At 63.4% G+C, this 17,891-nt stretch carries 12 protein-coding genes and 2 rRNA genes; 5 read left to right on the top strand and 9 right to left on the bottom strand.

From position 1 onward, the window contains the following. Positions 1 to 17: 17 nt before the first annotated feature. The gene (locus ACFOPH_RS20100; protein ID WP_379737048.1) at positions 18 to 2,123 is read right to left on the bottom strand and encodes a molybdopterin-containing oxidoreductase family protein; all 2,106 of its coding nucleotides are present in this window, start codon (positions 2,121 to 2,123) and stop codon (positions 18 to 20) included. A 170-nt stretch (positions 2,124 to 2,293) separates the two neighbouring features. Between ACFOPH_RS20100 and ACFOPH_RS20095 the strand changes: the two genes are divergently transcribed. Beyond that, entirely contained in the window at positions 2,294 to 3,487 is a 1,194-nt protein-coding gene (locus ACFOPH_RS20095; protein WP_379737047.1) for a M20 aminoacylase family protein, read from the top strand. 373 nt (positions 3,488 to 3,860) lie between these two features. Here ACFOPH_RS20095 and ACFOPH_RS20090 read toward each other — a convergent pair whose 3' ends face one another. Continuing rightward, positions 3,861 to 4,760 carry an NAD(P)-dependent oxidoreductase gene (locus ACFOPH_RS20090; RefSeq protein WP_379737046.1) on the bottom strand — a complete coding sequence of 300 codons (900 nt, stop codon included), beginning with the start codon at positions 4,758 to 4,760 and terminating at the stop codon, positions 3,861 to 3,863. A 108-nt stretch (positions 4,761 to 4,868) separates the two neighbouring features. On the opposite strand from ACFOPH_RS20090, the gene ACFOPH_RS20085 reads away from it, so the two are divergent. Further along, positions 4,869 to 5,426 carry an acyloxyacyl hydrolase gene (locus tag ACFOPH_RS20085; protein WP_312549120.1) on the top strand — a complete coding sequence of 186 codons (558 nt, stop codon included), beginning with the start codon at positions 4,869 to 4,871 and terminating at the stop codon, positions 5,424 to 5,426. 115 nt (positions 5,427 to 5,541) lie between these two features. Then, positions 5,542 to 6,978 carry a DHA2 family efflux MFS transporter permease subunit gene (locus ACFOPH_RS20080; protein ID WP_379737045.1) on the top strand — a complete coding sequence of 479 codons (1,437 nt, stop codon included), beginning with the start codon at positions 5,542 to 5,544 and terminating at the stop codon, positions 6,976 to 6,978. Positions 6,979 to 6,996: 18 nt separating this feature from the next. Here ACFOPH_RS20080 and ACFOPH_RS20075 read toward each other — a convergent pair whose 3' ends face one another. Further along, a complete protein-coding gene (locus ACFOPH_RS20075; protein WP_312549124.1) occupies positions 6,997 to 7,269 on the bottom strand; it encodes a hypothetical protein in 273 nt (90 codons plus the stop codon). Between the two features lie 176 nt (positions 7,270 to 7,445). Here ACFOPH_RS20075 and ACFOPH_RS20070 point away from each other — a divergent pair, with 176 nt between their 5' ends. Both ACFOPH_RS20070 and ACFOPH_RS20065 read left to right on the top strand, forming a co-directional pair. Next, a complete protein-coding gene (locus ACFOPH_RS20070; protein ID WP_312549125.1) occupies positions 7,446 to 8,357 on the top strand; it encodes a DUF2157 domain-containing protein in 912 nt (303 codons plus the stop codon). Between the two features lie 8 nt (positions 8,358 to 8,365). Further along, complete coding sequence (locus tag ACFOPH_RS20065; RefSeq protein WP_379737044.1) at positions 8,366 to 9,955, top strand: GDYXXLXY domain-containing protein; 1,590 nt, start codon at positions 8,366 to 8,368, stop codon at positions 9,953 to 9,955. Between the two features lie 68 nt (positions 9,956 to 10,023). On the opposite strand, the gene ACFOPH_RS20060 is transcribed toward ACFOPH_RS20065, so the two are convergent. The 6 genes from ACFOPH_RS20060 to ACFOPH_RS20035 all read right to left on the bottom strand — a co-directional run bounded on the left by ACFOPH_RS20060 (position 10,024) and on the right by ACFOPH_RS20035 (position 17,774). Further along, on the bottom strand, positions 10,024 to 10,806 hold the full coding sequence (locus ACFOPH_RS20060) for a phosphatase PAP2 family protein (RefSeq protein WP_379737043.1): 783 nt from the start codon (positions 10,804 to 10,806) through the stop codon (positions 10,024 to 10,026). Continuing rightward, positions 10,807 to 12,447 carry a phosphoethanolamine transferase gene (locus ACFOPH_RS20055; RefSeq protein ID WP_379737042.1) on the bottom strand — a complete coding sequence of 547 codons (1,641 nt, stop codon included), beginning with the start codon at positions 12,445 to 12,447 and terminating at the stop codon, positions 10,807 to 10,809. 88 nt (positions 12,448 to 12,535) lie between these two features. Further along, positions 12,536 to 13,786, bottom strand: coding sequence for a sensor histidine kinase (locus ACFOPH_RS20050; RefSeq protein WP_312549131.1), 1,251 nt, complete (start codon positions 13,784 to 13,786; stop codon positions 12,536 to 12,538). After that, on the bottom strand, positions 13,773 to 14,462 hold the full coding sequence (locus tag ACFOPH_RS20045) for a response regulator transcription factor (RefSeq protein WP_312549132.1): 690 nt from the start codon (positions 14,460 to 14,462) through the stop codon (positions 13,773 to 13,775). Before ACFOPH_RS20045 ends, ACFOPH_RS20050 begins: the two co-directional genes overlap by 14 nt. Positions 14,463 to 14,668: 206 nt before the next feature. Further along, positions 14,669 to 14,781, bottom strand: a 5S ribosomal RNA gene (gene rrf, locus ACFOPH_RS20040). A gap of 117 nt (positions 14,782 to 14,898) precedes the next feature. Next, positions 14,899 to 17,774: ribosomal RNA gene (locus ACFOPH_RS20035) — 23S ribosomal RNA — on the bottom strand. Positions 17,775 to 17,891 lie beyond the last annotated feature (117 nt).

Raw genomic sequence — 17,891 nt, 5'->3', positions numbered from 1 at the left:
GGAAAAATCGGGGAAGTCTAGAGCGTAGTTTCATGTCCGGGTCGGGGCGCGGCCTTTTCGACCTGCACCAGGGTGTCGTAGAAAGTGGGCGCCCTGCCCATGTCGGTCAGGCGCTGGCTGGTCACTTCGTTGGCGTTCTTGCCGTCGCTGGCCAGCTTCTTCCACCAGATCGACAAGCCCACCACGAGGCCCGGTCGCGCTTTCTCGGTCACGCGCGCCTTGGCAACAAAAGAGCCGCGGTCGTTGAAAATACGTGCCATGTCACCGTGGGCGATGCCGCGCACGGCAGCGTCGTTCGGGTGGATGTCGAGGTGCGGCTCGCCCTCGGTTGCACGCAAGCTCTGTACATTGACAAAGGTTGAGTTAAGGAAGTTCCGTGCCGGCGGAGAAATCATCGCCAGCGGATAGCGCTTCGCCAGCGTCGGGTTCGACGCCACGGATTCGTACGGTGCGATATAGGCCGGCAGCGGGTCCAGGCCATCCGCTGCCATCGTGCTCGAATAGAACTCGCATTTACCCGATGGCGTCGGGAAGCCACCCTGGGCGAACGGCGCGTCCGGCATGTTCAGCTTTTGCCAACCCTTGCGCTTGAGCGATTCCCAGTCGAAGTGGATCGCGCGCTCGTGGGTTTTATCGAAGGCCTGGGCCGCCAGCTCTTCGTCGCTCTCCTGGAAGCAGGGGTCATCGAAACCCATGCGCGCGGCCAGCAGGCGGAAGATTTCCGTGTTCGGCTTGGCTTCGCCCAGCGGCGCGATCGCCGCGTTGTTCGCCATCATGTACAGGTGGCCATAGGCCAGGTGGGCGTCGACGTGCTCGAGCTGGGTCGTGGCCGGCAGCAGGATGTCGGCGTAATCGGCGCTGTCGGTGCGGAAGTGTTCCAGCACCACAGTAAACAGGTCGTCGCGTTCGAAGCCTTGCTGCACCTTGCGCGAGTCGGGCGCGATCGCCAGCGGATTCGCGTTGTACACGATCACGGCTTCGACCTTCGGGCCGAATTCGGGCGAGGCATCCTTCAGCAAATCGTCGCCGATGGTGGTCATGTTGATGGTGCGCGGCTTGCGGCCGGCCAGCAGGTCCGGCCGTTGCAGGCCGACGCGGTTGGCCGGGAACGAGCCCGAGGTCGACAGCTGGATGCCGCCGGCCGGATGGCGCCAGGCGCCGACCAGGGCCGGCAGGCAGCTCATGTTGCGCACCGCCATGCCGCCGCCCTTGGCCCGCTGCACACCGTAGTTGCAGCGGATCGCCACCGGCTCGCCGCGCCTGGCGGTCTCGCCGTACAGGCGCGCCAGGTCGATCACTTCCTGGGCCGAGATGCCGCAGGTTTTGGCGGTGCGCTCGGGCGTCCATTCCAGCGCACGCTGCTTCAGTTCCTCGAAGCCCAGCGTGTAGTCGGCGATGTAGTCGTGGTCGAGCAGGTCTTCCTTGATGAGCACGTGCATCAGGCCCAGCGCCAGCGCGGCATCCGTGCCCGGCAGCAAGGCAATGTGCTGGTGGCACTTCTCGGCCGTCAGCGAGCGGTAGGGATCGATCGCGATCAGTTTCGCGCCGCGGCGCTTGGCTTCCTGGGCGCGCATCCAGAAGTGCAGGTTCGAGGCGATCGGGTTGCCACCCCAGATGATGATGAGCTTGGCGTCCTGGAACTGCTCCATGTCGGTGCCGATCGAGCCGCCGACGGTGTACTTGTAGCCGGTGAAGCCGGCGGTGGCGCAGATGGTGCGGTCGAGCAGCGAGGCGCCCAGCTTGTTGAAGAAGCGCATCGCCATCGCCTCGCCCTGCACCAGACCCATGGTGCCGCAGTAGCTGTAGGGCAGGATGGCTTGCGGGTTGCGGGCGGCGATCGGCTTCAAACGCGCCGCGATCTCATCCAGCGCTTCGTCCCACGTAATCTGTTCGAACTTGCCTTCACCCTTCTTGCCGACACGGCGCATCGGATGCAGCAGGCGGTCCGGCGAATACGTGCGCTCGACGTAGCGCGACACCTTCGTGCACAGCACGCCCGCAGTGGTCGGATGCTCCGGGTCGCCGCGCACTTCGGTCGCCACGCCGTCTTCGACGGTGACGAGCAGGGCGCAGGTATCGGGGCAGTCGTGGGGGCAGGCGGCGCGGACTTGGGTGATGCTCATCTGAATCAGTTCCAGGAAAAAAACGTCGAGAAACCAATACTTTATCCGATTCCGGCTGGCTTCGTTGCGGACCGGTCCGGCGGCTTCTGGCCGGGCTGGATTTCACATGGTGACAAGGGCTACAATAGCCCGGACACTTGCATCGATTGCATGCTGCTAGGGAGAACAAGATGAGACTCGTAGAACCTATCCTCGCTTTCCAAACCGAACTGGAGCAGATCCGGCGCGACATCCACGCCCATCCGGAACTGTGCTACGAAGAGCAACGCACGTCCGACGTGGTCGCCGCGCGCCTGACCGAATGGGGCATCCCCGTCGTGCGCGGGCTGGGCGTGACCGGCGTGGTCGGCATCATCAAGAACGGCAGCTCGGACCGCGCGATCGGCCTGCGCGCCGACATGGACGCGCTGCCCATGCAGGAGCTCAACACATTTGACCACGCGTCGCGCCACCCCGGCAAGATGCATGCATGCGGCCACGACGGCCATACGGCAATGCTGTTGGGCGCAGCCCACTATTTGTCGCGCCATCGCAACTTCGACGGCACCGTGTACCTGATTTTCCAGCCCGCCGAGGAAGGCGGCGCCGGCGCGCGCAAGATGATCGAGGACGGCCTGTTCGAGCAGTTCCCGATGGACGCCGTGTACGGCATGCACAACTGGCCGGGCCTGCCGACGGGCAGCTTCGGCGTGATCCCGGGGCCGATGATGGCCTCCAGTAACGAGTTCCGCGTCGTCGTGAAGGGCAAAGGCGCGCACGCGGCCCAGCCGCACCGCGGCATCGACCCGGTGATGGTGGCGGTGCAGATTGCGCAAAGCTGGCAGACGATCATTTCGCGCGAAAAGAATCCGCTGGAAACGGCGGTGCTGTCGATCACCCAGATCCACGCCGGCAGCGCCACCAACGTGATTCCCGACGAGGCGGTCCTGATCGGCACCGTGCGCACCTTCTCGACCGAGGTGCTCGATTTGATCGACCGGCGCATGCAGGAGATTGCGAACGGCGTCGCGGCCGGCTTCAACGCCAGCGTCGACTTCGGTTTCAAGCGCAATTACCCGCCGCTGGTGAATCACCCCGAGCAGACCGCCTTCGCGGTCGAGGCGATGCGCGCGGTGGTGGGCGACAAGAACGTCAACACCGATGTCGAGCCGACCATGGGTGCCGAGGACTTCGCCTTCATGCTGCAGGCCAAGCCGGGTTGCTACGTCTTCATCGGCAACGGCGACGGCGAGCACCGCGCCGGCGGCCACGGGCTCGGGCCTTGCCAGCTGCACAATGGCTCGTATGACTTCAACGACCAGCTGCTGCCGGTCGGGGCCAGCTTCTGGGCACGGCTGGTGGAGATGCGCTTGCCGGTGGCGTGAGCGGCAGCGCTGGTTTCTGACGCTTTGCCGTATATCGACCGGTGAAACCGCGTGGGCTCGAGAGCCCACCCTACGTTGCTCTGCCGTTGTAGGGTGGGCTCTTGAGCCCACGCGGTCGTACTGATGCGCACCCTGGAATATCCCTCACCTGCGCCAGTTGCGTACTGCGGGCAGCTTCGCCGCATTGCAACCCGTGAGACCGCGTGGGCTCGAGAGCCCACCCTACGATTCGCTGCCGTTGTAGGGTGGGCTCTTGAGCCCACGCGGTCGTACTGATGCGCACCCTGGAATATCCCTCACCTGCGCCAGTTGCGTACTGCGGGCAGCTTCGCCGCATTGCAACCCGTGAGCCCACCCTACGAAACCCCGCCGCTCACGGCAAGCGATCCTCCCCCTCCCCCAACCTGACACCCGGATTGATCCGCTCCAGCGCCAGCAGTGCCGCAGCGTGGTCCGCGCCGCCCAGTTCGGCCTCGATCGCCTCGTAACTGCGGGTTGCCGCCGCGGTCAGCGGCAGCGCCAGCCCGGCCTCGGCCGCGGCGGCAAGCACGTTGCGCAAGTCCTTCAACTGGCTTTTCACCTGGCCGCCGGGGACGAAATTGCGGTCGAGCATGCGCTGTCCGTGCAGCTCGAGGATTCGGCTGCCGGCGAAGCCGCCGCGGATCGCCTCGCGTACCGCGGCCGGGTCGGCGCCGGCGGCCTGGGCCAGCAACAGGGCTTCGGCCACGACGTTGATCGTGGCGCCGACGATCAACTGGTTGCACAGCTTGGCCACCTGGCCGCTGCCGGCCGGCCCCACCAGGCGCGCGCTGCCCAGCACGGCGAACAGCGGCAGCGCCGTCTCGAAGTCGCGCAGGCTGCCGCCCGCCATGATCGCCAGCGTGCCGCCTTCGGCCCCCGGCACCCCGCCCGAGACCGGCGCGTCGAGAAAGCGCATGCCCTGCGCTTCCAGGCGCGCGTGGAAGGCCAGCGCCTCGTCGTGGCGGGTCGAGCTCATATCGATCCAGAGCGTCCCCGGCGTCATCGCCGGCAGCGCGGCGGCGATCGTGGCGTCGACCGCCGGTCCGGCTTCCAGCATCGAAACGACAATCGCGGCGCCTCGCACCGCCTGCTCAACCGAATCGCAGACGTGCGCGCCATGCTCGGCAATCGTGCGCGCCTTGGCCGTGGTACGGTTCCATGCGCGCAGCGGAAAACCGACGTCGGCCAGGCGGGTGGCCATGGGGCGGCCCATCAGGCCGGTACCCAGGAAAGCAATCGTTAAACGGCTCATGCGGCTCCTTGACAATTTTACGAGGGGCTGGCGACGCGGTTTTGTTCGTGCCAGTACAATATTCATCGTTTCGCCAGCGTCGACTGGCGCATATTCATGAAAGCAATTATGGTCTCTATCAAAAAAATCGGCAGCGCCCTCGCCGCAGTTGCCTTGATGTGTGGTGGCCAGGCCTGTGCGGCCGACAACGGCTGGGTCGACTCGGTTTCCTTCGAATACGGCACCGGCGCCAAGGTGCGCATGGGCCGGCTGGCCGTCCAGTCGAACTGGGACAAGCAATGGTTCGCCTCGAACGGCCGTCACCTGGGCGGTTACTGGGACCTGTCCGCCGCCTACTGGCGCGGCTCGGCCTACCGCAACGTGCGCGGCGAGCACCAGAACATCGGCGTGATCGGCATTACTCCGGTGTTCCGCTACCAGCGCGACGACAAGCTCGGCTGGTACGTCGAGGGCGGCATCGGCGCCAACCTGATGTCGGAGCTGTACAACAACGACGACAACCGCCTGTCGACCGCCTTCCAGTTCGGCGACCACCTCGGCATCGGCTACGTCACCCACGACAAGTGGGACTTCGGCCTGAAGGTCCAGCATTACTCGAACGGCAGCATCAAGAAGCCCAACAGCGGCGTGAACTTCCTGGTGGCCCAGGTCCGCTACCAGTTCTGAGTCTTTCCAGTCCCCTGTCTGTTCAGGAACGTCCGCTTGAAATCGACGTTTCCTGATTTATGTGACAATCCGGGCAGGCGCACGCACCCGCTGCGCCGGACTGGATGAGGGCCGATTGGATAGTTCCACCGTCAAGAAATACCTGCCGTGGCTGGTCGCTACTGCCCTGTTCATGGAGCAGCTCGACGCCACGGTCGTCAACACCGCCATTCCCAGCATCGCGGCCAGCCTCGGGGTTACGCCGCTGAGCCTGAAGTCGGTCGTCACCAGCTACATCCTCGGCCTGGCCGTCGGCATCCCCGTGAGCGGCTGGATGGCCGACCGCTTCGGCACCCGCCGCGTGTTCCTGATCGCAATCGGCATCTTCACGGCCTCGTCGGTCCTGTGCGGCCTGTCGGCGAATGCCGAGATGCTGACCGCCGCCCGCCTGCTGCAAGGCTTGGGCGGTGCGATGATGATGCCGGTCGGCCGCCTCGCCATCGTGCGCACTTTCCCGAAATCCGAACTGCTGGGGGCGATGAACTTCGTCATCATCCCGGCGCTCATCGGCCCGCTGCTGGGGCCGACCGTCGGCGGCCTGATGGTGCACTGGACCTCGTGGCGCGCCATCTTCTTCATCAACGTGCCCTTCGGACTGATCGCCATGTACCTGGTGTACCGGCACATGCCGGACTACCACGGCGACGAGCGCCGTCCGCTCGACGTGCTGGGCCTGATCCTGTTCAGCACCGGCACCGCCATCCTGTCCTGGCTGCTGGAGATCTTCGGCGAACACACGCTTAGCAGCATGACGATGGCCCTGTTGCTGGCGCTGTCGATCGCGCTGCTCGCCAGCTACGCCTTGCATGCCAGCCGCATCAAGTTCCCGCTGCTGCGCCTGACGCTGTTAAAAGTGCGTACTTTCCGCATTTCCGTGGTCGGCGGCTTCGTCACGCGCCTGGGCGTGGGCGGCCTGCCCTTCCTGCTGCCGCTGCTCTACCAGCTGGGCCTGGGCCTGCCGGCCTGGCAATCGGGGCTGTTGATGATGCCTTCGGCCGCCGCGGCGATGGGAATGAAACTGATCGCGCCCAAGGTGCTGGCGCGCTTCGGCTACCGCCAGGTGCTGGTGGCCAATACCTTGTGCATCGGGGTCACGATCTTCCTGTTCGGCCAGGTTGGTCCGAACACGCCGCTGGCGGCGATCGTCTGCATCAGCCTGATGCAGGGCTTCTTCAATTCGCTGCAGTTCTCCAGCATGAATACCCTGGCCTACGCCGACATCGAGACCCGGGATTCGAGCATGGCCAGCACCATCTCGAGTTCGTTCCAGCAATTGTCGATGAGCTTTGGCCTGGCGACCGGTTCGCTCGTCACCGCCTGGTTCCTCGGCCGCGTGCCGCAGACCAACCAGGTGCTGGTGACGGGCGCGCTGCACCACGCCTTCGATACGCTGGCCGTGCTGACCGTGGTGTCGGCCGTCATCTTCTGGCGCCTGCGCCGCGAGGACGGCGACAGCATCAGCCGCGGACGGGAAAAGGCGACGGAGGCCGAGCCGGTGGTCCAGCAGGCCTGAACGCGCCCGGCAAAGCACTCATTCCCTGCTGACCAGCGCGGCCAGCACGCGCTCGCGGTTGTTCATCACGAAATTCACGAACACCGGCTCCTTCACCGCCAGGCGCAGCAAGCCCGGCAGCAGCGGATAGCAGAAGACCGCGACCTTGCGCACGGCCTCGTCGTTCTGCAGCGCGGCGCGCGCCGCTGTCTCGCCCCCGCCCAGCAGCGGCCGGATCGCCGTTTCATGCTTGCCGACGATGTTTTTCATCGGCCCCAGGAGCTTGTCGCTCAATTCATTTGTGCTCTGCATCGCATCCTCCCTGGTGAAATCACCCTGCCATCATGGCCTGCCCACAGTCCCAGATAATGACGAGAAGCAACTTTTCGAAAGCGTATTTTTTAAGAGGGAGTTTCATCAAAGCATAAACAATATGTCACCATAGAATGGCAGCGGTCCTGTTCACCGCCAGAAAAGAAGAAGCCATCATGCATACACGTCTTGCCATCCTTGACCTGGTCGCACGCCACCGGTTCGATGCCGCCACCTTCGCAGCCTTGCGGCGCCTGGCCGGCCTCGACCGCCGGCCGGTCCTGTCCTTGCCGCTGGTCCGGCGCGCGCTGGCGTCCATCGCCGCGCTGCTCGGTGGACTGGGGCTGATCTTCTTTGTCGCGGCAAACTGGCATTCCCTCGGACGCGCCGGGCAGTTCGGCTTGCTCCAGGGATTCACGCTGCTGACCTGCGCGGGCGCTGCGCTGCTCCCCCGTGCCCGCGCACCGCTCAGCCTGCTCGGTTTGCTCGCGATCGGCGGCCTGTTCGCCTACTTCGGCCAGACCTACCAGACGGGGGCCGACGCGTGGCAGTTGTTTGCCTTGTGGACTGCCCTGGCGCTGCCGCTGGCGCTCGGCGCCCGTTCCGACGTGGTCTGGGCGGCCTGGGTGATCGTGGCATCGGCCGCCATCGCGACCTGGAGCTGGTCGCTGGGTTACCGTTTTCCCCGCGACCCGGTGACCGCACTGCTGGCCACCGGACTTGCCTGCCTGATGAGCAAGCCGCTGCAGCGCTTCACCGGCGCCGGTGTGGTTCCGTTCGACCTCGCCGTCCTGGTCGCAACGGCCTGGCTGGCGGCCTCCTCCTCCTTCGTTTCCTTGCTGATACTGCTGGCCGCCTGCGGCCTGCTGGCGCAACGCGCCTTCTTCGATGTCGTTGCGCTGAGCACCGTCGCGCTGGGTCTGCTGTTTGTCGTGCTCAGCGAAGCGGCCGAGAAGCTGCTGTCCAGCTCCTGGGAAATCGGCGCGGTATTCCTGCTTGCCCTGCTCGCCCTGGCGGCACTGGCTGGCGCAGTACGCGGCATCCTTTTTCTGAACAACAGCTACCGCCAACAGGGAGAAGCGCCATGAGCAAACGCATGGACAACATTCTTCACGAAGCAGCGCTGCAAGGCCTGATCTCGGACGCCGTCGTGGCGTCGCAGGATAAGGAGCGCCCCTGGGCCGTGGTGGTCATGACGGCGATTGCCGCCTGGTTCGCCGCAATCCCCCTGGGCATACTCGTCGTGCTCGTACTCCTGTCGGACGCGAAGCCGGACGAGGGCGCCTTCGTCGCCGTCGGCGTCCTGGTGCTCGGCGCGGCCGTCGCCATGCTGTACCAGGGCGGCAAATCCCTGTTTGTCGAGCAGCTGGGCGTTGCCAGCCTGATTGTCGGTACGGCCCTGGTCGGTTTCGGCAGCTTCGACAGTAAAAGCGTCCAGTCGAGCCTGGGCCTGATGGCGCTGCTGACGATGATATTGGCGGTATCGGTCCCGCAAGGCTGGCTGCGCGCATTGCTGGCCGCCAGTTTCGTCAGCCTGCTGACCCTGTCGGTGTCCTACCGTCAAATTTACTCGGCAACGACGGGAGTGCCTGCCGAATATGTGCTGAACTTCATGGCGTTTGCCTGGATCGGCGGGCATGCCGTATTGCGGCGAATCGAACACAAGCCAGAGAGCGCCAGGATCGCCGGCGCGATGGAATCCATCCTGACCGGCGTGGGGTCGATGACGGTGCTCCTGCTGGCACTGTGCGCGGGAAGGACCTTCCTGTTCGGTGCCGCTCACCTGTCCAGCATGCTGCCGTTCCATATCAGCGTTCCCGCCGGCGCCACTGCCCTCGTTTCCGTGGCGTGCGCGCTGCTCGCCGCCGCCTGGTCGATGCGTCAATGGCCGGCCTTGCGCAGTTTCTGGTTCGGGACGGTGGCGGCAACGGCTGCCTGCCTGTGCTGGTTTTCGGTCACGCTCGGTGCGGTCCTGCTGGTGTGCGCGGTCTGCGCAGCGAACGGGCGCCGCAATCTCGCGCTGCTGGCCGCGGCGTCGGCCTTGTGGATCGTCGGCGCCTTCTATTACCAGTTGGCCTGGCCCCTGGGGATCAAGGCGGTGGTGCTCGCCGCCTGTGGCGCCTTGCTGGGCGCCGTCGCCCGCTATGCCATGCCGGCCGAAGCGCCGGCGGAAGCGCCCCTGCATGCGCCCTTGCGCGCGCCGGCTACACGCGAGCGCTGGCGGCGCCTGGCGATCGGCGGCGCGGGTGCGCTCGTCCTTGTCGTGGCGAATGCGGCCATCTGGGAAAAAGAGACCTTGATCCGCAACGGCGCACCGGTGTATGTCGAGCTGGCGCCGGTCGACCCGCGCTCGCTGATGCAGGGCGACTACATGGCATTGAATTATGCGCTGCCACCCGAAGTCGCCCTGTCGGCGGCCGATGCGGCGATGCTGGTCGCGCGGCGGGCGCCGAATGGTGTCGCGACGCCGCTACGCATCCATGAAGGGGAGGCGCTGGCCGCGGACGAGATGCTGATCGAACTGGTGCGCAAGAACGGGCGCCTGATGATCGCCAGCGACGCCTGGTATTTCGCCGAGGGGGAGGCGGAGCGCTGGAGCCATGCCAGGTACGGGGAATTCCGCGTCGACGCCAAGGGCAAGGCGCTGCTGGTCGGTTTGCGCGGACCAAAGCTGGAAGCGCTCTAGCCTCTGTAGCGGGACCGCCTCCTCGGAAAAGCGCCGAGTATGGCAAGCCTGGCAAGCCCCGCGCCTCTTCAAACGGCTTCGTCGACGGTATCGCGTTCTTCGAGAAGCGCGCGCAGCCGCTGCAGCGGTTGCCACTGCAGGACCAGCACCAGGACCAGCACGATGGCGCAGGCAATCCAGGCCGACCACAGCGTGTGGGTCAGGAAATGCGCGCCGCGCAGTTGCTGCATCCAGCCAACCGCCCCGCCGAGGGCCAGTGCCGCCGCCGCGACGCGCCCCGCCATGCGGGTACGCAGCGGCAGCCAGTAGACGCACAGGGACACCAGCCACAAGGCGCTCGATGCGTGCCCTGCCGGCAGGCAGTGGCCGGGCGGCACGCCGAACGGCAAGGCGTCGAACAGGCGCAGGTAGGGCTCGGTGCCGCCGTAGCGGGCCAGATCCCAGGGACAATGCGCGACGCTCGCCTGCTTGAGGGCACTGATCACCAGCGGCACCAGCAGCGCCGACAGGGCCACCACGCGCAGGCGCAGGCGCGCCAGCGGGTTGTGCGGGTTGCGCATGCCGCGCGCGCGCCAGGCGTCGAGCAGGGCCGCCAGGATAACGCCGGCGGCGGCCGCGCTCAGCAGGTCTTTCAGGATCACATGGCTGAAGGTGTCGGTCAGCCAGGCGTGGCGCCAGGGAAAGGCGTGCACGCCCGGATCGTAGAGCGCGTCGGCCAGCATCAGGTCGATGTCGGTGCAGCGGCCCAGCCAGAAGATGAGGCCGGCACTAACGAGCAGCGCGGCGGCGACGCGCCAGGCCTGCCGCGCGCCGATCAGGACCGGCGCGGCCTGTGGTGGAAGCGCGCGCATTCAGTTGCTCCGCATGCAGGAATGGAACAGGTCGAGCTTGGGATTGAGCACGGCGGTGTTCACGTCGAGCAGGCCCAGCACCGAATGGAACACATTGTCGTGCGACAGGGGCTGTGCGCGGCGCGCCATCAGGCAGTTGCGGTCGATACGGAAGCGCTCGCTGAAGTGGTCGGACATCCACAGCATCATCGGTACCCTGGTCTGCTCGGCCGGCGCGAACAGGTAGGGCGCGCCGTGCAGGTAGAGGTTGTTTTCGCCAAGCGACTCGCCGTGGTCCGAGAAATACAGCATTGCCGTATCGACGCCTTCGTTGGCCGCGGTGGCGCGCAGCAAGTCGATCGTCTTGCTCAGGAAATAGTCGGTGTACAAGATCGTGTTGTCATAGGCGGCAACGATCGTGTCCGGCGCACACTTCTCGAATTCGTTCGAATCGCATACCGGGCTGAAGCGGCCGAACCCCCGCGGGTAACGCTTGGCATAGGCCGGACCGTGGCTGCCCTTCTGGTGCAGCACGATGACGAGGTCCTTGCTGCTGTTCCGGATCAAGTCGGGCAAGCCTTCGAGCAAGCGTTCGTCATGGCATTCGCCACCTTCGCAGAAGCGGCTATTCGCTCCCGCCTTCGACAGGTCCTCATAGGCGACGCGGGCGCACACGCCCTTGCAGCCGGAATTGTTGTCGCGCCACAGGACATTGAAGCCGGCATGGGACAGCACGTCGAGCAGGCCTTCCTGGCTGCTGGCCTTGGCTTCGGAATAATTCTCGCGTCCAAACGCCGAAAAGACGCAGGGAACCGAGACGGCGGTCGCCGTGCCGCAGGACGAGACGTTGGAGAAATTGATCAACCCTTCCTGGCGCGCCAGCAGCGGGTTGGTGTCGCGCCGGTAGCCGTTGAGCGAAAAATTCATGGCGCGTGCGGTCTCGCCGACCACGATCACGGTCACCGTGCGGCGCGTCTGGCCTTGCCAGGCCGCGCCCTTCATGGCGTCGCGTCCCAGCGGCGCCACCACGACCGGCGTGCTCCATTTGCTGCGCAGGTAGCTGTGCACGGCCTGGATGGTATTGGTGGGCGTCAGCAGCAGGCGCAGTTCGCGGTGCTCACGCAAGGCCGGCGCCAGGCTTTTAAAGAAAATCATCAGGAGCAGGCCGGCAAGCAGCAGCGAGCCGCCGGCGATCCCCGCCCTGGCGAGCAGGCCGCGTACGCCCTGCGGGAAGAGGACGCGGGCGCGCGCGATGAAGAACGACGGCAGGAGCCCGAGGACGCTGACCGTCAACACGAGGTTCCAGCTGAACAGTTCGGTCGCCTCGCTGACGTCGGTCTCGAACACGTTCTGGATCATCGCACGGTCGATCACGATGCCATAGGCGGCGATGAAGTAGCTGGCGGCCGAGGCGGTCAGCACGAGCAGGATCAGCACCGGCTTGGCGACGTAGCGGAAACTCGCCAGCGTCAGGCAGGCATTGAAGAACAGGACGACGATGAGGAAGGCTCCGACCAGCAGCGGCAGGCGCGCGAGCGACAGGCCACCGGCGGCGGCGGTCAGGGTCGACCAGAATTTGATGTTGCCGGCGGCGGCAAGCAAGGTCGCGACCGCCAGGGTAAGGAGAGGTGCGCTGATGCGCTGTGCGAAGAACTTGTCCAAACGCGTATCCGTGGAAACCGGATGGCCGGGATTGGCCACCAGTGTTCAAGGATAGGAAACACGGCGTCAGCTGCCGGTCAGCGCGGCGTTAAGATTGCGTGAAATCGGGCGGGAAGACGATCGTGAAGCGGCTGCCGCCGCCGGCGCGGTCTTCGTGCACGAGCGTGGCGCCGAGGTATTCGCAGATGCGGTACACGAGCGACAGGCCGAGCCCGGTGCCGGCGGAGCCCGTCGAGGGCATGCCGTTCGATGCGGCGCCCGGCTGGCGCAGCGTGGCGCGCACGGCCGCCGGCAGGCCCGGTCCGGTGTCCTCGACGATCACGCGCCGCTCGGCGAGCGTCACGCTGACCTCGCCTTGCTCGGTGTACTGGCAGGCATTGCGCACCAGGTTGCCGATCGCGGCCGCGCACAGCTCGCCTGGCGCCTGCACGGCGAACGGCGGGCCGTCGTTGTAACGCAGCGCGACCGGCTTGTGCGCGACCAGGGCGCGGTAGCGTTCGGCCTCGCGGGCGGCGATCGCATCGACCTGGACCGGCGGCAGGCGGCCGAGCTCGGGCGCGCGTGCAAGCAGCAGCAGGACCGTCACGCACTCTGCGGCCTCGTGCGCCGCGCGGTAGATGCGCTCGGCCGGCGCGCGCGTGGCCCCGCTGCCGGCATTGGTCATCAGGATCTCGGCCGCGCCCATGATCACGGTCAGCGGGCTGCGCAGCTCATGGCTGACGTCGCCCGTGAAAAAACGTTCGCGGTCGAGGAAGGCGCGCAGCTCGGCGGTATGCGCCTGCAGGGCCCGCGCGAGAATGCCGAGTTCGTCGGCGCGCCCGGTCAGCGGCAGCGCGGCCTGGCCGTGCGTGACGGCTTCGGCCAGCTCGCTGATCGGGCTGACGATGCGGCTGGCCAGGAAACGGCCCAGCAGCACGGCGAGCAGGACGATGCCGAGGAGCGCCGCGGCGAACATCGAATACACGACCAGCTCGACCTTCTCGTAGTCGCTTTCGTGGTCGACCATGACATAGGGCCCGGCCGCGTCGGCGCCGGTCAGGACATGCAGCCCGACGCCGTCGACGTCGACCTCGGACACGCCCTGGGGCAGGTTGCGCAGCGACTGCGGAATGTCGCTGCCGCGATGAAAACGCAGGCCGGCGGGCATCTCGGTCGGCAAGCCGGCCGCCTCGCGCGGCGAGGCCCAGCGCACGGCCTCGGCAAGCCGGTTGTCGACCAGGTGCACCTCGATGCCTTCGACCGCGATGGCCGCGACGACGGCAATGAACAGCGACAACACGACGCTGAACGATACCAGGGCGACGACGATGCGCCGGCGCAGGGATTCAGATGGCAGCATCGGGAAGCACGAGACGGTAGCCGACGCCGGCGACGGTGCGCAGCATCGCGTGGTCGAAAGGTTTGTCGATGGCCTGGCGCAGCGCATGGATGTGGGTGCGCAGCGCATCGCTGTCCGGCCGGTCCTCGCCCCACAGCGCATGCTCGAGCGCTTCGCGCGGCACGATGCGCGGCGCCGCCGTCATCAGGATGCGCAGGAGCGTATAGCCGGTCCTGGTCAAGGCGATGCGCACGCCCTGGCGCGCCGCCTCCTGGGTATCGGGATCGAATTCCAGGTCGCCGAAGCGCAGCGTGTGGCTGACAGCCTGCATGCCTTCCGAGCGCCGCACCAAGGCCTTCAGGCGGACGTCGAGCTCCACCAGCGAAAAGGGTTTGACGAGGTAATCGTCGGCACCGCTGTCGAAACCGGCCACCTTGTCGCTCAGGCTATCGCGCGCGGTCAGCATCAGCACCGGGGTGCGGATAGCCAGCTCGTCGCGCAGCTTCTGGCACAGCTCGATGCCATTCAGCCCGGGCAGACCGATATCGAGCACGATCACGTCGTAGTCGTTTTCCGAGGCCAGTGCCAGCCCCGCATAACCATTGCGCGCGGAGTCGAGCACATGGCCTTTCGGCTCGAGGAAGCCATACAGGTTGGCGAGGATATCGGGGTGGTCTTCGACGATGAGGATACGCATGGGCTTATTGTACGGCTTGCGTCTGCAGGCTGCTGAACCGCCGGTCCTGCGTTTATATCCCGCTTTTCGTAGGGTGGGCTCTCGAGCCCACGCGGTCTCACCGGATGATCAGCCTGCGGCTTGAAGAGAAAGGAAAACGACAAAAACAAACATCCAAAAGCAAAAAACCCCGCAGAGATCACTCTGCGGGGTTTTTCTTATAACTAGCCTGACGATAACCTACTTTCACACTGGTTGCAGCACTATCATCGGCGCAAAGTCGTTTCACGGTCCTGTTCGGGATGGGAAGGGGTGGGACCGACTTGCTATGGTCATCAGGCATGACTTGTACGAATGTCGTTCAGCTATCTGAACGCCACTCTGAATCTGGAAGAAGTATTGGGTAGCCTGTATCAACAAACAGCGCTGTATTCTCGACTATACCTGCTAAGGTTATAGGGACAAGCCGTACGGGCAATTAGTACTGGTTAGCTTAATGCATTACTGCACTTCCACACCCAGCCTATCAACGTCCTGGTCTCGAACGACCCTTCAAGGAGCTCAAGGCTCCGGGAAATCTCATCTTAAGGCAAGTTTCCCGCTTAGATGCTTTCAGCGGTTATCTCTTCCGAACTTAGCTACCCGGCAATGCCACTGGCGTGACAACCGGTACACCAGAGGTTCGTCCACTCCGGTCCTCTCGTACTAGGAGCAGCCCCCTTCAAATTTCCAACGCCCACGGCAGATAGGGACCAAACTGTCTCACGACGTTTTAAACCCAGCTCACGTACCACTTTAAATGGCGAACAGCCATACCCTTGGGACCGGCTACAGCCCCAGGATGTGATGAGCCGACATCGAGGTGCCAAACTCCCCCGTCGATATGAACTCTTGGGAGGAATCAGCCTGTTATCCCCAGAGTACCTTTTATCCGTTGAGCGATGGCCCTTCCATACAGAACCACCGGATCACTATGTCCTACTTTCGTACCTGCTCGACTTGTCGGTCTCGCAGTTAAGCACGCTTATGCCATTGCACTATTAGCACGATGTCCGACCGTACCTAGCGTACCTTCGAACTCCTCCGTTACACTTTAGGAGGAGACCGCCCCAGTCAAACTGCCTACCATGCACTGTCCCCGATCCGGATCACGGACCAAGGTTAGAACCTCAAACAAACCAGGGTGGTATTTCAAGGATGGCTCCACGAGAACTGGCGTCCCCGCTTCAAAGCCTCCCACCTATCCTACACAGATTGGTTCAAAGTCCAATGCAAAGCTACAGTAAAGGTTCATGGGGTCTTTCCGTCTAGCCGCGGGTAGATTGCATCATCACAAACATTTCAACTTCGCTGAGTCTCGGGAGGAGACAGTGTGGCCATCGTTACGCCATTCGTGCAGGTCGGAACTTACCCGACAAGGAATTTCGCTACCTTAGGACCGTTATAGTTACGGCCGCCGTTTACTGGGACTTCAATCAAGAGCTTGCACCCCATCATTTAATCTTCCAGCACCGGGCAGGCGTCACACCCTATACGTCCACTTTCGTGTTTGCAGAGTGCTGTGTTTTTATTAAACAGTCGCAGCCACCAGTTTATTGCAACCCTTTCGCCCTCACACAGTAAAGTGATCAAGCTACCGGGGCGTACCTTTTCCCGAAGTTACGGTACCAATTTGCCGAGTTCCTTCTCCCGAGTTCTCTCAAGCGCCTTAGAATACTCATCTCGCCCACCTGTGTCGGTTTGCGGTACGGTCTCGTATGACTGAAGCTTAGAGGCTTTTCTTGGAACCACTTCCGATTGCTTCGTGTCACAAGGACACACGTCTCGACCCCTTGAATTGCGCGCCCGGATTTGCCTAAGCGCCTTCTATGAGTCAAGAACCAGCTATTCCAACAGCTGGACAACCTTCCGCGATCCGTCCCCCCATCGCATCATACGACGGTGCAGGAATATTAACCTGCTTCCCATCAGCTACGCATCTCTGCCTCGCCTTAGGGGCCGACTCACCCTGCTCCGATGAACGTTGAACAGGAAACCTTGGGCTTACGGCGTGCGGGCTTTTCACCCGCATTATCGCTACTCATGTCAGCATTCGCACTTCTGATACCTCCAGCATCCTTTACAAGACACCTTCGCAGGCTTACAGAACGCTCTCCTACCATATCCAATAAAGGATATCCGCAGCTTCGGTGACTGGCTTAGCCCCGTTACATCTTCCGCGCAGGACGACTCGATCAGTGAGCTATTACGCTTTCTTTAAATGGTGGCTGCTTCTAAGCCAACATCCTGACTGTTTTAGCCTTCCCACTTCGTTTTCCACTTAGCCAATCTTTGGGACCTTAGCTGGCGGTCTGGGTTGTTTCCCTCTTGACGCCGGACGTTAGCACCCGACGTCTGTCTCCCAAGCTCGCACTCATCGGTATTCGGAGTTTGCAATGGTTTGGTAAGTCGCAATGACCCCCTAGCCATAACAGTGCTCTACCCCCGATGGTGATACTTGAGGCACTACCTAAATAGTTTTCGGAGAGAACCAGCTATTTCCAAGTTTGTTTAGCCTTTCACCCCTACCCACAGCTCATCCCCTAATTTTTCAACATTAGTGGGTTCGGACCTCCAGGGCGTGTTACCGCACCTTCATCCTGGCCATGGGTAGATCACTTGGTTTCGGGTCTACACCCAGCGACTGTCGCCCTGTTCGGACTCGATTTCTCTACGGCTCCCCTATTCGGTTAACCTCGCCACTGAATGTAAGTCGCTGACCCATTATACAAAAGGTACGCCGTCACGGATCAAGTCCGCTCCGACTGTTTGTATGCACACGGTTTCAGGATCTATTTCACTCCCCTCCCGGGGTTCTTTTCGCCTTTCCCTCACGGTACTGGTTCACTATCGGTCGATTACGAGTATTTAGCCTTGGAGGATGGTCCCCCCATGTTCAGACAGGATTTCTCGTGTCCCGCCCTACTTGTCGTACGCTTAGTACCACCGGTCTGATTTCGTGTACGGGGCTATCACCCGCTATGGCGCCTGTTTCCAAAGGCTTCCACTATCAGTCCGACTATCACGTACAGGCTCTTCCCATTTCGCTCGCCACTACTTTGGGAATCTCGGTTGATTTCTTTTCCTGCAGCTACTTAGATGTTTCAGTTCGCCGCGTTCGCTTTGCATGCCTATGTATTCAGCATGCAATGACCCAAAGGGCCGGGTTTCCCCATTCGGAAATCTGCGGATCAATGTGTGTTTGCTCACTCCCCGCAGCTTATCGCAAGCTACTACGTCCTTCATCGCCTGTAATCGCCAAGGCATCCACCATGTGCACTTATTCGCTTGTCCCTATAACGTTAGCCCCTGCTGACAACAGGGATCGTTACAGTTCAAAGAGTACAGCTCATTGCATGTTTGTTGATACTTTGATTACTACCCTAAGTGTGTGATCAAATCATTGCTGAC

This window comes from Massilia haematophila (assembly GCF_042647645.1).
In the GTDB taxonomy this organism is placed as follows: Bacteria; Pseudomonadota; Gammaproteobacteria; order Burkholderiales; family Burkholderiaceae_D; genus Telluria; species Telluria haematophila.
The sequence above is the reverse complement of the archived record's forward strand: the minus strand, read 5'-3'. Positions and strand labels throughout refer to the sequence as shown.

What these genes read in the sequence shown, in the direction of transcription:
- ACFOPH_RS20090 (WP_379737046.1), bottom strand. Translation starts at nt 4,760, where the DNA reads ATGAGCCGTTTAACGATTGCTTTCCTGGGTACCGGCCTGATGGGCCGC.
- ACFOPH_RS20100 (WP_379737048.1), bottom strand. Translation starts at nt 2,123, where the DNA reads ATGAGCATCACCCAAGTCCGCGCCGCCTGCCCCCACGACTGCCCCGAT.
- ACFOPH_RS20060 (WP_379737043.1), bottom strand. Translation starts at nt 10,806, where the DNA reads ATGCGCGCGCTTCCACCACAGGCCGCGCCGGTCCTGATCGGCGCGCGG.
- ACFOPH_RS20050 (WP_312549131.1), bottom strand. Translation starts at nt 13,786, where the DNA reads ATGCTGCCATCTGAATCCCTGCGCCGGCGCATCGTCGTCGCCCTGGTA.
- ACFOPH_RS20070 (WP_312549125.1), top strand. Translation starts at nt 7,446, where the DNA reads ATGCATACACGTCTTGCCATCCTTGACCTGGTCGCACGCCACCGGTTC.
- ACFOPH_RS20075 (WP_312549124.1), bottom strand. Translation starts at nt 7,269, where the DNA reads ATGCAGAGCACAAATGAATTGAGCGACAAGCTCCTGGGGCCGATGAAA.
- ACFOPH_RS20085 (WP_312549120.1), top strand. Translation starts at nt 4,869, where the DNA reads ATGGTCTCTATCAAAAAAATCGGCAGCGCCCTCGCCGCAGTTGCCTTG.
- ACFOPH_RS20065 (WP_379737044.1), top strand. Translation starts at nt 8,366, where the DNA reads ATGGACAACATTCTTCACGAAGCAGCGCTGCAAGGCCTGATCTCGGAC.
- ACFOPH_RS20045 (WP_312549132.1), bottom strand. Translation starts at nt 14,462, where the DNA reads ATGCGTATCCTCATCGTCGAAGACCACCCCGATATCCTCGCCAACCTG.
- ACFOPH_RS20095 (WP_379737047.1), top strand. Translation starts at nt 2,294, where the DNA reads ATGAGACTCGTAGAACCTATCCTCGCTTTCCAAACCGAACTGGAGCAG.